This is a genomic window from Altererythrobacter sp. B11, assembly GCF_003569745.1.
Taxonomy (GTDB): Bacteria; Pseudomonadota; Alphaproteobacteria; order Sphingomonadales; family Sphingomonadaceae; genus Croceibacterium_C.
In genome coordinates this window covers 3,500,932-3,516,529 of the sequence record NZ_AP018498.1, presented here as the reverse complement: position 1 = coordinate 3,516,529, position 15,598 = coordinate 3,500,932, and the positions used below count along the sequence as shown (strand labels likewise).

General features: G+C 67.9%; 13 protein-coding genes. 5 read left to right on the top strand and 8 right to left on the bottom strand.

Features of this window, described 5'->3' with window-relative positions; genetic code table 11:
• Positions 1-2,148 carry an autotransporter assembly complex protein TamA gene (locus tag AEB_RS16495; RefSeq protein ID WP_231958794.1) on the top strand — a complete coding sequence of 716 codons (2,148 nt, stop codon included), beginning with the start codon at positions 1-3 and terminating at the stop codon, positions 2,146-2,148.
• On the top strand, positions 2,148-6,374 hold the full coding sequence (locus AEB_RS16490; protein ID WP_119084109.1) for a translocation/assembly module TamB domain-containing protein: 4,227 nt from the start codon (positions 2,148-2,150) through the stop codon (positions 6,372-6,374). The genes AEB_RS16495 and AEB_RS16490 overlap by 1 nt, the downstream gene beginning before the upstream one ends.
• 35 nt (positions 6,375-6,409) lie before the next feature.
• On the opposite strand, the gene AEB_RS16485 is transcribed toward AEB_RS16490, so the two are convergent.
• The 6 genes from AEB_RS16485 to AEB_RS16460 form a co-directional block, all read right to left on the bottom strand.
• Positions 6,410-7,003 carry a lysozyme gene (locus tag AEB_RS16485; RefSeq protein ID WP_119084108.1) on the bottom strand — a complete coding sequence of 198 codons (594 nt, stop codon included), beginning with the start codon at positions 7,001-7,003 and terminating at the stop codon, positions 6,410-6,412.
• A gap of 122 nt (positions 7,004-7,125) precedes the next feature.
• Positions 7,126-8,535 (bottom strand): type I glutamate--ammonia ligase, encoded by a 1,410-nt coding sequence (gene glnA / locus AEB_RS16480; protein WP_119084107.1) that lies wholly within the window; start codon positions 8,533-8,535, stop codon positions 7,126-7,128.
• A gap of 72 nt (positions 8,536-8,607) precedes the next feature.
• Positions 8,608-8,946, bottom strand: a complete 339-nt coding sequence (locus AEB_RS16475) for a P-II family nitrogen regulator (RefSeq protein WP_119084106.1) — start codon at positions 8,944-8,946, stop codon at positions 8,608-8,610.
• A 237-nt stretch (positions 8,947-9,183) separates the two neighbouring features.
• Positions 9,184-10,110, bottom strand: coding sequence for an N-acetyl-gamma-glutamyl-phosphate reductase (gene argC, locus AEB_RS16470; RefSeq protein ID WP_119084105.1), 927 nt, complete (start codon positions 10,108-10,110; stop codon positions 9,184-9,186).
• Positions 10,110-10,457: an SH3 domain-containing protein gene (locus tag AEB_RS16465; protein ID WP_231958793.1), complete on the bottom strand. Its 348-nt coding sequence runs from the start codon at positions 10,455-10,457 to the stop codon at positions 10,110-10,112. Before AEB_RS16465 ends, argC begins: the two co-directional genes overlap by 1 nt.
• Positions 10,458-10,575: 118 nt before the next feature.
• Positions 10,576-11,961, bottom strand: coding sequence for a leucyl aminopeptidase family protein (locus tag AEB_RS16460; protein ID WP_119084104.1), 1,386 nt, complete (start codon positions 11,959-11,961; stop codon positions 10,576-10,578).
• A 55-nt stretch (positions 11,962-12,016) separates the two neighbouring features.
• Here AEB_RS16460 and AEB_RS16455 point away from each other — a divergent pair, with 55 nt between their 5' ends.
• Together AEB_RS16455 and map are read left to right on the top strand one after the other, a co-directional pair.
• The gene (locus AEB_RS16455; RefSeq protein WP_119084103.1) at positions 12,017-12,925 is read left to right on the top strand and encodes a PdaC/SigV domain-containing protein; all 909 of its coding nucleotides are present in this window, start codon (positions 12,017-12,019) and stop codon (positions 12,923-12,925) included.
• Positions 12,926-12,950: 25 nt separating this feature from the next.
• Positions 12,951-13,778: a type I methionyl aminopeptidase gene (gene map, locus AEB_RS16450; RefSeq protein ID WP_119084102.1), complete on the top strand. Its 828-nt coding sequence runs from the start codon at positions 12,951-12,953 to the stop codon at positions 13,776-13,778.
• A gap of 22 nt (positions 13,779-13,800) precedes the next feature.
• On the opposite strand, the gene AEB_RS16445 is transcribed toward map, so the two are convergent.
• Positions 13,801-14,460 (bottom strand): heme exporter protein CcmB, encoded by a 660-nt coding sequence (locus AEB_RS16445; protein WP_119084101.1) that lies wholly within the window; start codon positions 14,458-14,460, stop codon positions 13,801-13,803.
• Positions 14,457-15,035, bottom strand: coding sequence for a heme ABC exporter ATP-binding protein CcmA (ccmA, locus tag AEB_RS16440; RefSeq protein ID WP_119084100.1), 579 nt, complete (start codon positions 15,033-15,035; stop codon positions 14,457-14,459). Before ccmA ends, AEB_RS16445 begins: the two co-directional genes overlap by 4 nt.
• 53 nt (positions 15,036-15,088) lie before the next feature.
• Between ccmA and AEB_RS16435 the strand changes: the two genes are divergently transcribed.
• Complete coding sequence (locus AEB_RS16435) at positions 15,089-15,379, top strand: 4a-hydroxytetrahydrobiopterin dehydratase (RefSeq protein WP_119084099.1); 291 nt, start codon at positions 15,089-15,091, stop codon at positions 15,377-15,379.
• Positions 15,380-15,598 lie beyond the last annotated feature (219 nt).

The window sequence follows — 15,598 nt, the reverse complement described above, 5'->3', positions numbered from 1 at the left end:
TTGCGCCGCCTGGCCGCGGTTCTTGCCGCCTCCGTTTCGCTGTTCACCACGCCGCTTGCCGCGCAGCAGGCGGCGGATCAGCGGCTGGAGGATCTGATCCCCGATTCCGCCGTGGCCGATCCGGAAAGCTGGGCGGCACAGGGTGTGGAGCAGGCGGAGCAACCGCAGGGCGAGCCTGCCACGCCGGCCGACCCCGCGCCAGAGGCGGATTCGCCGCTGGCCGAAGAGCCCGGCATCGACATCCCGTGGCCCGATAATGCGCAATTGCCCGAGGTGGAGCCGCTGGCGCCGCAGGAGGACATCGAGTTCGCCACCTTTGGCGACATGCCCGAGCCGCCGCCTTCGTCCGGCGCGCAGGAGCGGATTTCTTCCGAACTGGTGCTGGCCTTCCCCGAGGATGCGGAGCGCTTCCCCGAGCGGGAGGCCTTCGTGGACCGCTTCAAGAGCCTGTCCACCATCGTGCAGCTGGACGACGACGACAATGATGCGCGGCTGGCTGCGCAGGCCGAGGAAGACGAGGAGCTGCTGCAGCGCCTGCTGCGCATCTATGGCTATTATAATGGCGAGGTGATCCGCGCGATCAGCGATGGCGGCGAGAGCGACGAGCAGCGCGTGGCGGCGGATACCAAGCCAAGCGTGCGCTTCGACATCCTGCCAGGCGTGCAGTACCGCTTCGGCGCGGTGGATCTGGGCGGGCTTGCCAGCGCGGGCAGCGATTATCCGCTGCTGCGCGAGACATTCGGCATCGAGAGCGGGGATCCCCTGCTGTCCGATCGCATCGTGTCGCAGCGCTATGCGCTCGATACGGCGCTGGGGGAGAACGGCTATGCCTTCGCGCGTATCGCCGATCCGCGTCTGCTGGTGGACCACGACCGGGAGGAGGGTGACCTCACGCTGGATGTGCAGCCGGGCGGCAAATATCGCATCGGCAAGGTGACGTCCAACGTCCCCGATTACATGTCCGCCCGGCATCTGCAGGACATTGCGCGCTTCAATCCGGGCGATGTCTATCGCCGCAGCCTGCAGCTGGACCTGCGGCAGGCGATCCTCGCCACCGGGCTGGCCGGCCGCACCACGATCACCCCGGTGGAGGTGGCCCCTCCCGCCGATGGCGAGCCGGGCACGGTGGATATCGCGGTGGAGATGACCAAGGCACCGCTGCGCACCATCGCCGGTTCCCTCGGTTATGGCACCGGCGAAGGCCTGAAGGCGCAGGCGAGTTGGGAACATCGCAACCTCTTCCCGCCGGAAGGCATGCTGCGCTTCCGCGGCATAGCCGGCACGCGTGAGCAATTGCTGGGCGCCACCTTCCGCAAGAACAACTTCCACAATCGCGACCGCATTCTGACCGTGGACGCCTTCGCCAGCACGATCGATTACGACGCCTATGAGGCGGAGACCCTCTCGCTGGTGGGGACATATGAGCGGGTCAGCACGCTGCTGTTCCAGAAGCCGTTCAGCTGGTCGATGGGGCTGGAACTTGTCGCCACGGCGCAGCGGGAGCGGGATGCGCAAGGCAATCGCGGCCCGCGCCAGACCTTTCTGATCGCGGCCCTGCCGTTTTCTGCCCTGATCGACACCAGCGACGATCTGCTCGACCCCACCCGTGGCTATCGCCTGGGGGGCAAGACCTCGCCCGAGCTTTCCACGCGCGGCGGGATGCAGCGGTTCTATGTCCGCAACGAAGTGGATGCGAGCTACTACCGCAAGGTGAGCGAGCGGGTGGTGCTGGCGGCGCGGGCAAAGCTGGGCAGCATCACCGGCGCCCCGCTGGCCGCCATTGCGCCCTCGCGGCGGCTCTATGCCGGCGGCGCGGGTTCGGTGCGCGGCTATGGCTATCAGGCGATCGGCCCCAGCAACAGCGCGGGCGATCCCTCGGGCGGTCGCTCGGTGGCCGAATTCTCGCTGGAGGCGCGGGTGCGCACCGGCCTGCTGGGCGGCGCGCTGGGCGTGGTGCCCTTTGTCGATGCCGGCACGGTGGGCGATGACTCCCTGCCCGATTTCAAAGAGGTGAAGTTCGGCGCCGGCGTGGGCCTGCGCTATTACACCAGCTTCGGTCCGCTGCGCGTGGACGTGGCCACGCCGATCAACCCAGGGCCGGAGGATGCGCCCATCGCGGTCTATGTGGCGCTGGGGCAGGCCTTCTGATGGCTGACGAAATTCCTCCTGCTGCAGAGGCCGAGGCCGAGGGCGAGGGCGGCGCGACCCGGCCCCGCCGCAGCCGTGCCTGGCCGATACGCCTGCTGCGGTGGATCGGCACCGCGCTGTTCGGCCTGCTGCTGTTGCTGGCCGTGGGCATCGGCTGGCTGCACACGGGCTGGGGCCGCCAGTTCATCGTCGACGAGATTTCGCGCTTCGCCCCCGCCTCCGGCCTGTCGGTGGAGGTGGGCCATATCGAAGGATCGGTGCTGTGGAGCGCCTCCTTCTACGATGTGAAGCTGCGCGACTCCAAGGGCGTGCTGTTCCTCGAAGTGCCGGAGGTGGACCTCAACTGGCGCCCGTGGAAGTTCCCCTTCACCGGGCTCGATGTGCGCCATCTGGTGCTGCGGCAGGGGCAATTGCATGCCGCGCCCAAGCTGGTGCCCGGCGATCCCGATGCACCCATCCTGCCCGATTTCAACATTCGTGTGGACCGTCTGGTCATCGACCGCCTGCACGTGGACGAGCAGGTGCTGGGGCAGGCGCGCACGGTGGATTTCAACGCCAGCGCCAATATCCGCCGCGGCCGGGTGGACATTCGCGCCGAAGGCGATCTGGGCGGCGGGGACGAGCTGAAGGCGGTGGTCCTGGCCGAACCGGATGGCGATCGCTTCGATCTCGACGTGGATTACCGCGCCCCCGCCGGCGGGCTGCTGGCGACGCTGACGGGGATGGAGAAGGACCTGCGGGTGCGACTGCAGGGCGATGGCAGCTGGGAACGCTGGAACGGCGGGCTGCTGGTGCAGGAGGCGGGCAGTCGCCTCGCCAGCATGACGCTGGCCAACCGCGCCGGCACCTATACCATCTCCGGTCTCGTCTGGCCGGCGGAGCATGTCAGCGGCACCGCCGCACGCGCGCTGGGGCGACAGGTGGCCGTGGGCGCCGTCGGCACGTTGGAACGCAGCGTGCTTGCCGGCGCCATCGTTCTGCGCGGCAGCGGATTGCGCGCCACGGCAGAGGGCGGCGTGAACCTGGCGGACAACGCCTTCGACGATCTGCGGCTGCGCCTCGCGCTGCTCGATCCGCGTGTGCTGGGCGGGGGGATAGCGTTGCGGGACGCGGAGCTCACGGCCTCGCTGGCCGGCCCGTTCCGTAACCTCTCAGTGCCGCATCGGCTACGGATCGGTCAGCTCGATCTGGACGGCGTGGTGCTGCGCGGCCTCACGCAATCGGGCACGCTCACGCGGCGCGGCGCTGCCTTCGTGCTGCCGCTCGATGTCGCCGCGCAGCGGGTGGTGACGGGGCAGGGCTTGCTCGATCCGCGGCTGGTGAACGGCCGCCTGCGCGGCACTCTGCTGCTGGAAGGCGGAAAGCTGCGCGGGGACCGGTTGGCGCTCGCCTTCGAAGGCCTCGCCGCCACACTCTCGCTCGACGCCGATCCTGCGCGCGGCACCTATCGCCTGGCGGGGCCGGTCCGCGCGCGGGGCCTGCCGCTGCAGGGCGTTGGGGTGATGAATGCCGATGCCACGATCCGGGCCAGCTTCGGGGGCGGGACACCCTGGCGGCTCACGGCGGATGTGAAGGGCAGCCTTCCGCGCATCACCAATGGCACGATCACCACGATCGCGGGCGAGGACATCCGCTTCGCCGGTGGAGTCACGCTGGGCGAACGGGCGCCGGTGGTGTTCCGCGATGCCCGCCTCACCGGCAGCAAGCTCACACTGTCGCTCGATGGCCGCATTGCGGGCGGCCGCACCACGCTGGTGGGCAGCGGGCGACAGGAGGATTACGGCGCCTTCACCGTCGAAGGCACGCTGGAAGCGGACGGCCCCCATGCCGAGCTGGTGTTTGCCGCACCCCTGCCCGCGGCGGGCCTGCGCGATGTGCGGCTGGCGATCTCACCCGCAGAGCAGGGGCTGGCGATCGAGACCGAGGGGCAATCCACGCTCGGCCCCTTCACCGGCAGTCTGCTGTTCGTTGCGCCGGAGGGCGGGCCGAGCCGCATTTCGGTGAACCGCTTCGTGGTCTCCGACACCACGCTGGGCGGCGATCTCACTTTTGTGAACGGCGGCGTCCGCGGGATGCTGACCGTCTCGGGCGGAGGGCTGGACGGCACGATCGGGCTGATGCCGCAGCCGGCGGGGCAGGCGGTTCACGCCTCCATCACTGCACGCAATGCCAGCTTCAGCGGCGCCACGGCGCTTTCCATCCGGCAGGCCGATATCGAACTGAGCGGGCTGTTCCGCGAAGGGGGCAACACGATCAGCGGGCAGGTGACCGGGGCAGGCATCGGCTATGGCACAGTGTTTCTCGGCCGCCTCGCGGCGAAGGCGCAGGTGACGGACGGCACCGGCAGTTTCGACGCGGCGATGTCAGGCCAGCGGGGCAGCGATTTCGAACTGCAGCTGACCGGCGAGATCGCGCCAGAGCGGCTGACGCTGGCCGCTCGCGGCAGCTATGGCGGAGAGGACATCAGCATGCCGCGCCGCGCCGTGCTGTTGAAGGCGGAGGATGGCGGCTGGCAGTTGCAGCCGACGCAGGTCGGTTACGATGGCGGCTTCGTGATCGCGGAAGGCCGCTTCGGCGGGGCCCAGCCGATTTCCGGCAAGCTGCAGCTGGCCTCGCTGCCGCTCTCCGTCGCCGATGCGGCGGGCGCGGAACTGGGGCTGGGCGGCAGCGTCTCCGGCATCGTCGAGGTGGGCCAGGCACCGTCGGGCGCACCCACGGGCACGGCGCGGCTGATGGTGAATGGCCTCACCCGGTCCGGCCTCGTCCTCTCCTCCCGCCCCGTCGATCTTGCGCTGGTCGCCGATCTTCGCGCGAAGGACCTTCAGGCTCGCGCGGTGGTGAAGGATGCCAGCACCACTTACGGGCGGCTGCAGGCGCGCATTTCCGGCTTGCCGGCAGACGGCGCGCTTTTCGACCGGTTATACAATGGCGATCTCTTCGCGCAGCTGCGGTTCAGCGGCCCGGCGGATTCCCTGTGGCGGCTGCTCGCAATCGAGCTGATCGATATCAACGGCACGCTGAAAGTGGCAGCGGATGTGCGCGGCACGGTGGGCAATCCGCAGGTTCGCGGATCGCTGGCGGGCGATGGCTTGCGCCTGCAGAGCGCGCTCACCGGCACGGATGTGCGCAATGTCAGCGCGCGCGGCAGCTTTGCCGGTTCGCGCCTGCAACTCACCAGCTTCGCCGGCACTGCGCAGAACGGTGGCAAGCTTTCGGGCAGCGGCTTCATCGACCTGTCGAACATGCGGCGCGGGCGTGGCCCGCAAATCGACATCAGGATCGCCGCGCGCGATGCGGAGGTGCTGGATCTGCCGGGCATGGGTGCAACGGTTACCGGGCCGCTGCGGATCGTCTCCAGCGGCTTCGGCGGGACGATCGCCGGCCGGCTGCGGGTGAGCGAGGCGCGCTGGCGCCTGGGCGGGGCGGTGGAGGCAGAGCAGCTGCCCGATATCCGCACGCGGGAGATAAATCTGCCGGCCGACATTGCCCCGCCTTCCCGGCGCGGCCCGCCCTGGCGCTTCCTGATCGATGCGCACGCACCCGGCGGGGTGGCGGTGGATGGCCTGGGGCTCGACAGCGAATGGAGCGGTGATGTGCGCCTGCGCGGCACCACGGAAGATCCCCGGGTGGGCGGGTCGGCCAAGGTGGTGCCGCGGCAGGGCTTCTACTCCTTCGCCGGCGTGCGCTTTGATATTACCCGCGGCGATATCTCCTTTGACGAGAATGTGCCGATCGATCCGCGCATCGACATTCTGGCGGAAACCGATGTGAACGATCTGTCCGTGCAGGTGACGGTGAGCGGCAACGCGACCCGCCCCGCGATTACCTTCAGCTCGACGCCGGCCTTGCCGGAAGAGGAACTGCTGGCGCGGCTGCTCTATGGCGGCTCCATCACCACGCTTTCCGCCACCGAGGCGATCCAGCTCGGCGCGGCTGTGGCGTCTCTGCAAGGGGGCGGGGGGATGGACCCGATCAACCGGCTGCGCAGTGCCGTGGGGCTGGACCGGCTGCGCATCGTCCCGGCCGATCCTGCGCTGGATCGCGCCACGGCCGTGGCGCTGGGGAAGAATTTCGGGCGGCGCTTCTATGTGGAGATCGTCACCGACGGGCGCGGCTACAACGCCACCTCGTTCGAATTCCGGCTGACCAGCTGGCTTTCGCTCCTCGCCAATATCAACAGCCTCGGCCGGGGCGGCGCTTCGGTGGAATATAGCCGCGATTACTGAGGCCGCACCGGTGCGGTGCGGCCCCTGCGATACATTCATCCGCGCAGGTAGAGCGCCGCTTCGGCCGCGCGGCGCCGGGTCAGGCCGGCGAGGACCCGGCCGCCGGCGCGGTTCCAGCGGACGAATTCAGTGGCTGCCCCGGCCGTATCTCCGGCCACATGGCGGCGGGTCAGCGTGGCCCGGGCGATGGCGCCCGTGTTGAAGTGGAATGATACAAGCGCGTCGAACTGGCTCTGCGTGGTGGGCGCGTCGCCGATGGCCTGCCGCACGTCAGCGGCATGGCGGGCGATGTCCTCCATCAGCCGCGCGTCGCATTCCTCGCGCGACCACACGGTGCCGGGTCCGATGCCGGGCCCGGTTGCGCCCCAGCCGATCGTCCAGGGGGCAGCGCCGGTGCCGGGATCGGGATAGGCTTCCACCCGGCCATCGGGCCGGAGCCGGGCGCAGCCTTCGAATTCGCGGATGAGAGCGATGGCATCTGGCCCCGCCTCCAGCGGCGCGGCGAGGGGATCGGGGTTGTCAGGCCGCAGGGCGCTGTCGATTGCCGCGTCCAGGGCGGCGACTTCGGAAGGTTTGAAACCGCGGCCCAGAAGCCGGCGGATGGCATCGAAAATGGGTTTGCGCTGCATGGCATGGCCTCGCTGATGGGAGTGGAGGCCGCAGGGCTAGGCAGGGAGGGGCGCTGTAGGACAGGCACGAAAAAAGGGCGCCCGGTTTCCCGGACGCCCCCTTTTGCGGATCGAAAACGCGATCAGGAGCTGTAATACATGTCGAATTCGACCGGGCTCGGCGCCATTTCCCAGCGATAGACTTCTTCCCACTTCAGTTCGATATAGGCATCGATCTGATCCTTGGTGAAGACATCGCCCTTGAGCAGGAACTCATGGTCGTTCTGCAGCGAGGTGAGAGCTTCGCGCAGCGAGCCGCAGACGGTGGGAACCTCGGCCAGCTCTTCCGGCGGAAGATCGTAGAGGTTCTTGTCCATGGCTTCGCCCGGATGGATCTTGTTCTGGATCCCGTCGAGGCCGGCCATCAGCAGGGCGGCGTTCGAGAGGTAGGGGTTCGCCAGCGGATCGGGGAAGCGGAATTCCACGCGCTTCGCCTTCTCGCCCGAACCATAGGGGATGCGGCAGGAAGCGGAGCGGTTGCGGGCGGAATAGGCCAGCAGCACCGGCGCTTCGAAGCCCGGCACCAGCCGCTTGTAGCTGTTGGTGGTGGGGTTCGAGAAGGCGTTGATCGCCTTGGCATGCTTGATCACGCCGCCGATGTAATAGAGGCAGGTTTCCGACAGGCCGGCATAGCCGTCACCCGCGAAGAGCGGCTTGCCGCCCTTCCAGATCGACATGTGTGTGTGCATGCCGGAGCCGTTATCGTCCTTGATCGGCTTCGGCATGAAGGTGGCCGTCTTGCCATAGGCCGCGGCGACCTGCTGCACGACGTACTTGTAGACCTGCACATTGTCCGAGGTCTGCACCAGCGTGCCGAAGGTGATGCCCAATTCGTGCTGCGCAGCGGCCACTTCGTGGTGCTGCTTGTCCATGGGCAGGCCCATTTCCAGCATGGTGCTGACCATTTCGGCGCGGATGTCCATGCAGCTGTCCACCGGCGCGACGGGGAAATAGCCGCCCTTGGCGCGCGGACGGTGGCCCAAATTGCCGCCTTCCAGCACCTTGCCGGTGTTGGTGGGCAGTTCAATGTCGTCGATGTAGAAGGCCGAACGGTCATAGCCGGTTTCGAACCGCACATCGTCGAACATGAAGAATTCGGGCTCGGGGCCGACATACACGGTGTCGCCGATGCCGGTGCTCTTCAGATAGGCTTCGGCGCGCTTCGCGGTGGAACGCGGATCGCGGCCATAGAGCGAACCGTCGCTGGGCTCCACGATGTCGCACACCACGATCAGCATCGGCGTGGCGCTGAACGGATCGACATAGACCGCATCGAGGTCCGGCTTCAGGATCATGTCGGACTCGTTGATAGCCTTCCAGCCTTCGATCGACGAACCGTCGAACATCAGGCCTTCTTCAAGCGCGTCTTCATCGAGCACGCCGGCGCACATGGAAAGGTGCTGCCACTTGCCGCGCGGATCGGTGAAACGAAGGTCGACCCATTCGATCTCCTCCTCCTTGATGCGCTTCACGATTTCCTTTGCAGTGGGCATTGTCTTCCTTCCTTTGGAGAGAGAGTGCGAGTTCAGATGCGCTCCGCCGCGTGGGCAGGCGCGGACAAGACGTCAGATAGCGGCCTCGTCTTTTTCACCGGTGCGGATGCGCAGCGCGGTTTCGACCGGGGTGACGAAGATCTTGCCGTCGCCGATCCGGCCGGTCTGTGCCGCCGCGGCGATCGCTTCCACCACCTGTTCGGCCTGGCTGGAGGGAACGACGACCTCCAGCTTTACCTTGGGCAGGAAGTCCACGACATATTCCGCCCCGCGATAGAGCTCCGTATGTCCCTTCTGCCGGCCGAAGCCCTTGGCTTCCACCACAGTGATGCCGGAGACACCGACCTCATGCAGCGCTTCCTTCACCTCGTCCAGCTTGAACGGCTTGATGATCGCCTCGATCTTTTTCACGTGACCCCTGTCGGCATCGCCGGCGCGCGGTGGGCGGCCGGTCCCCTGAATATCCCGGCACAAACCTTCAAGAATCGTGCCAAGGCGCGAAGCACATCACTAAACAATCGGGCTCCGCGGCGAAAGGGTGGATTCGGAATAAACCGCGCGTCTGGTCGCTGCCGGCGCATCAAAAGATGCGCAATAGCGCCGGTTTACTGTCCAAAAAACAGGCAGTCCTGCCTGAAAAGCAGGCAATCAGATCCGTAGACCCGCGGTTTCCGGCAGGCCCGCCATCAGATTGAGCGACTGCACTGCCGCTCCGCTCGCACCCTTGCCGAGATTGTCGAGCAGGGCGACCAGCCGCGCCTGTTCCCCGGCGGCGTCGGCAAAGACGAACAGTTCCATCCGGTCGCTCGCCGGCCGGGAGCGGCGCAGCAGCAGTTCGCCCTCGCTGCACTCCTCGACCGAGACGACCGGGCTGTCGGCATAGAAGCGCGCGAGCTCCGCCTTCATCTCCTGTGGCGATGCGGCCCCACTGATGGCGGCGAGCGGAAGCGGGATTTCCACCACCATGCCGCGGTGGGCCGGGATCACGGCGGGGGAGAAGACCGGCGGATGAGCCAGCCCGACATGCCGCTGCATCTCGGGAATATGCTTGTGGCCCAGCGCCAGGCCATAGCCGCGCCAGGCGATGTCCGGATCCTGCTCGAACCGCTCGATCAGCGCCTTGCCGCCGCCCGAATAGCCGGAGACGGCGTGGACGGTATAGGGCCACTCCGCCGGCAGCAATCCGGCGCGGACCAGCGGCGCCATCAGGGCGATGAAGCCGGTGGAATAGCAGCCCGGGTTGCTCACCCGCGCGGCGCCCGCCACGGCGTCCCGGCCGACGATCTCAGGAAAGCCGAAGGTCCAGCCGCTCGCCACGCGGTGCGCGGTGGAGGCGTCGATCACCCGCGTGGCGCTGCCCGCGTCGATCAGTGCCACCGCTTCGCGCGCCGCATCGTCGGGCAGGCACAGGATCGCGAAATCGGCTTCGTTCAGCGCTTCGCGCCGCGCCGAAGCATCCTTGCGCCGCGCCTCGTCCAGCGTGAGCAGGGTGAATTCGCTCCGGCCCGAAAGCCGGTCGGCAATCTCCAGCCCGGTGGTGCCCGCCGCACCGTCGATGAAGACCGTCTTCGCCATCAGCCGGGCAGGCTTTCCAGCCGGTCCACGTGGACATAGCCGACCGGCCCCTCCAGCGACAGGCAACCCCAGGCCCAGCTGCCGGTGATGTCCAGCACTTCGAAGCTGTCCCCTTCCATCAGCGTGCACAATTCGGCTGCCCCCTCTTCCGGCGAGACCAGCAGCGGTGCGCCGCCGGGCATCACCGCGCGAGGCTGCGGCACGGCGTAATGCGGCACGAAATAACGGCCGGCGAGGCCGACATGCGCCAGATCGCCACGCAGGGGCAGGGCACCGGCATCGGGCCGCGCTACGGGGCCGGCCAGCATATAGGGGCCATGGTTGGTCAGTTTATCGGTCTCTTGCACGGCGCCATTATACACTGTTGGGGTTTGCCCCGGGTAAACATCGCGGGCGATTAGACGGCGCGGGGCGGGGGGGCAAGGGCGGCGGCAGGCTGCTGCCGGAAAAGCCCCGTCTGCCGGCCTATCCGCCGAAGCGCGAACGGATCATGTGCCAGGCGGCCCGCAGGCCCAGAGCTTCCCCTCCCCTGGGCCGGCCGGGTTTGGGGGATGGCGTCCAGGCGAAGGTGTCGAAGTGCGCCCAGTCCACTCCCTCGGCCACGAATTTGTCCAGGAACAGGGCCGCCACGCTGGCTCCTGCGAAGGCATTGGCATGGGCATTGCCGGTATCGGCCACGTCGGATTTCAGCCATTCGGCATAGGCGGCCGGCATCGGCAGGCGCCAGCAGGCATCGTCATGCTTCTTGCCGGCGGCCAGCAGCGCGTCCGCCGTCTCATCCCTCCGGGCGAACAGGGCCGGAAGGTCCGGTCCCAGCGCCACGCGGGCCGCGCCCGTCAGCGTGGCGAAGTCGATCAGCAGCTCGGGCTGTTCCTCGCACACGCGGGTCAGTGCATCGGCCAGGATCAGCCGGCCTTCGGCATCGGTGTTGCCTACTTCGACCGTCAGCCCCTTGCGCGATTTCAGCACGTCCCCCGGGCGGAAGGCATTGCCGGCAATGGCATTTTCCACTGCCGGCACCAGGCAATGCAGCCGCACCTTCAGCCCGGCGCCCATGATCAGGCCGGCGAGAGCCAGCGCATGCGCGCCGCCGCCCATGTCCTTCTTCATCAGCAACATGCCGGCGGAGGGCTTGATGTCGAGCCCGCCCGAATCGAAGCAGACGCCCTTGCCGACGATGGCCAGCACCGGCGCATCGGCCGCGCCCCAGGTCAGGTGCAGCATCCGCGGGGCGTGGCTGCGCGCGGCGGCGCGGCCCACCGCATGGACCATCGGATATTCCTGCTCCAGCGCGTCGCCGCGGGTCACCGCCAGCTGTGCGCCATGCTGCTTCGCCAGCGCTTCGGCAGCGTCTTCCAGCGCGGCGGGCCCCATGTCCTCTGCCGGCGTGTTCACCAGATCGCGCACCAGCGCCACCGCCTGCGCTTCCGCCACGGCGGCATCGATCCGGCCGACCTCGCCGGTCAACAGGATCCGCGGGCCTTCCGCGTCCTTGTCCTCCACATAGCGGGTGAAGCGATATTGCGCCGTCTGCCAGCCGTGCAGCGCCGGGCCGGGTTCCCCGCCGGCGAGGCGATAGGTCCCGGCAGGCAGTTGCTCTGCCAGCCGGGCCATGCACCAGCTGGACAGCGCCGCAGGATCGGCGACTCCGCCCACGGCGAACCAGCCTTCGCCATCGGGCACGATTCCCACCTGATAGCCCGCGCCGGTGAACTTCTGCGCAGCCAGCGCGGCCCGCTGCGGAGCGCTGAGTTTACGCGAAAAATCCGCGAAACCATCCTTGTTGACGAGGTGGATCGCAGTGGCATCCTGCCCACGATCCGGCTGGATCAAATCTGTTTTCATGCCCATAAGCGGGTGGCTTGCCCGTTTATGGGCCGATTTGGAAGCACCGGGACGAGTTTGAATGTTGCGTTTGATTTCGATTTGCGTGGCCGCATCCCTGGCCGCTGGCTGCACCCAGGACGGTGCGGAGCAGGAGCAGGCCGGGCAGGCATCGCCGGCGGCCACTGCATCGGCGGAGGACGGGCCGGTCGGCTCCGAAGCGAGCGCGAGTGCGACCCCCGAAGCCACGGCCACCGATCCCGAGGCAACAGCCACCGCTACGGCCACGGCGAGCGCAGCGGCCGACCGGCGCAGCAACGGTGCGCGATCGGTTTCGGAAGAGACGGATGATTATCTGTTCGAATATTCCTATCCCGCCGCGGCAGGGAAGATTCCGGAACTTGCGGCGCTGCTCGACAAGCGGCTGGACGAACGAAAGGCCGATCTGGCGAAGGAATCGGTGGAAGCGCGCGAGGAAGCGCGGGACAATGGCTTCCCCTACAACAAGCACAGCTACAATGCGGAATGGAAGGTCGTCGCCAACCTGCCGGACTGGCTGAGCCTGTCTTCCGAAGTGTCCACCTATTCCGGCGGCGCGCACGGCAATTACGGCTATGGTTCGCTGGTCTGGAACAAGGCGGACAAGCGCGCGATCGAGGCGGAGGACATGTTCCTGTCCGACAAGGCGCTGGACAAGGCGCTGGGCGAAAAGCTGTGCGACCTGCTGAATGCCGAGCGGAAGAAGCGGCGCGGCCCCGATGTGCCGGACATGGGGGTGGACGAGTTCACCCAATGCGTGCCGGTGAGCGATGCGACCGTGCTGGTCGGATCGCGCGGGGGCAAGCTGTTCGACCGGGTGGGGATCATCTACGGACCCTATGCCGCCGGACCTTATGCGGAAGGCTCGTACGAGTTGACCCTGCCGGTGACGCGCGCGGTGCTGGACGCGGTGAAACCGCGCTACAAGGCCGCCTTCGCCGCTCGCAATTGACACGCGTAGTCGCTACATTGGGCAAATGACCGAATATCAGACCGTAACGGGGAACGAGACCGTCTATCGCGACGGCACGATCAAGCTGCATGGGCCGGAAGGCTTCGAAGGGATGCGCAAGGCCGGGCGACTGGCGGCCGAGATCCTCGATGCCATGGTGCCGCTGGTGAAGCCGGGCGTCTCCACTGAAGAGCTGGACCGCGTTGTGCGGGAAATGACGCTGGATGGCGGTGCCGTGCCCGCCACGCTGGGCTATCGCGGCTATACGCATAGCTGCTGCATCTCGATCAACCATGTGGTCTGCCACGGCATTCCCTCCGTGAAGACGATCAAGGAAGGCGACATCGTCAATATCGACGTGACGCCGCTGCTCGACGGCTGGCATGGCGACAGCAGCCGCATGTATATCGCCGGCGAAGCCTCGCTGAAGGCCAAGCGGCTGGTGGACGTCACCTACGAATGCCTGATGATCGGCATAGAGGAGGTGCGGCCGGGCGCACGGCTGGGCGATATCGGCGCGGCGATCCAGGACCATGCCGAAGCGCACCGCTATGGCGTGGTGCGCGATTTCTGTGGCCATGGCCTCGGCCGCCTGTTCCACGATGCGCCGGAGGTGATCCATGCCGGGCGTGCCGGCACCGGGCCGGAACTGCGGCCGGGCATGTTCATGACGATCGAGCCGATGATCAACCTCGGCAAGCCGGCGGTGAAGCTGCTCAACGATGGCTGGACGGCGGTGACGCGCGACAAGTCGCTGAGCGCGCAGTTCGAACATTCGATCGGCATCACCGAAACCGGCTACGAGATCTTCACTCTCAGCCCGGAGGGCCTGCACAAGCCGCCCTACGCATAAGTGCAACCTGCGAAGGCTGTGCTCAGCCTTCGCGGGCGGCGCGGATCGCGGCTCCGCCGGCGAAGGGCGCAATGGCGACCAGCAGCAGGCTGATCGCCCCGGTCAGCGCCAGCCCCCCTTCGCCTCCGGTGGCGAGGCTGCCTGCGCCGAACACCAGCAGCGGCACCGCCAGCGGGATCAGCAGCAGGCCGGACAGCGCCGCGCCCGAGCGCAAGCCGACGGTAAGCGAGGAAATCATGATGCCGATCGCGGCGAGGCCCGGCGTACCCGCGAGCAGGCCCAGCTCCACGATGCGCAGTGTCGGGCCGTCCAAACCCAGCAGTGCGGCGGCCGGAACAGCGGCCACAAGCAACGGGGGGCCAAAGCTCAACCAATGGGCTAGCAAGCGCACTGCAATTATTGCTTCTTCCGAAATGCCCCGCAGCGTCCACTGATCGAAGAAGCCGCGCTCCAGATCCCCCGCCAGAAGCCGTTCGAGCGGAAGGATCGCGGCGAGCAGCGCCGCGACCCAAATCACCCCCCCGCCGGTGCGGGCGAGCAGGCGCGGGTCCGGCCCCACCGCGAAGGGATAGAGCATGGCGACCGAGAGGAAGAACAGCAGCGGCAGCAGCGTGCCGCCGCGCCGTCCACCGGGCAGCAGGGTGGCGAGATCGCGGCGGAGGATGGTCCAGAGCGCGCTCATGCAGCGTGGTCCGGCACGTTGAGCACGGCCATGCCGGGCAGGGCGAAGGGCTGGTGGGAGGCGACGATTGCGATGCCCCCGGCGGCGCAGTGATCGGCCACCAAGGCTTCGCAGATCGCCACCGCGTCGCGGTCCAGCCCGTTGAGCGGTTCGTCGAGCAGCCAGATCGGCGCGTTCTGGCCGGCGAGGCGGGCGAGGGCGGCGCGCTTGCGCTGCCCGGTGGAGAGATAGCGCACCGGCACATCCAGCAGCGGCTCCAGCCCCAGCGGGCCGAGCGCCGCGCGGTTCCCGCCGTCGATCGCCTGCCAGAAGGCGAGGGCATGGGCGAGCGAGACGTCACCATCGAGCGCCGGCCGTTCATCGACCAGCCCGATCGCGCCGCGCCGCTCCACCGTGCCGGCATAGGGCCGCAGCAGGCCGGCGAGGATGCGGATGAGGCTGGACTTGCCCGTGCCGTTCGGCCCGCCGAGCTGCAGCGCCCCGCCGGGGCCGAGATCGAGCGAAAGCCCGCGGAACAGCAGCCGCTCCCCGCGCCGGCAGGCGATCTCCGACGCGATGAGGTGGCACGCTTCCATGGGCCGCTGCGTTAGGGCAAGGCATGGTTCGCGACAAGCAAGGGAGATGCGCAATGGCGGTGCCGCAACTGACCGAGGCCGAACGGGACGAGGCGCTGGCCGCCCTGCCGCAATGGACGCTGCGCGAGGACGGGCTGGCGATCCACCGCAGCTTCCGCTTCGCCGACTTTTCGGAGGCCTTCGGCTTCATGGCCCGCGTGGCGCTGATCGCCGAAAAGCACGATCACCATCCGGAATGGTCCAATGTTTACAACCGGGTGGAGATCACCCTGACCACCCATGACGCGGGCGGCCTGTCTCAGCGCGATGTAAAGGCGGCCAAGGCGATCGACGCCTTGGGGTGAGGCGCGAAGGGGCGCGCATCCTTCGACAGGCTCAGGATGAGCGGACTTAACCACCACCTTCGTCATTCCCGCGCAGGCGGGAATCCAGCCGGCGCCGACGCTTGCCACTCTGGATCCCCGCCTGCGCGGGGATGACGAGGGAAGGGGGAGGAGGAGAGGGGCACCACCCCCGCTCGTCCTGAGCCTGTCGAAGGACGCGCTCCCGCCCGCGCCCCCGCC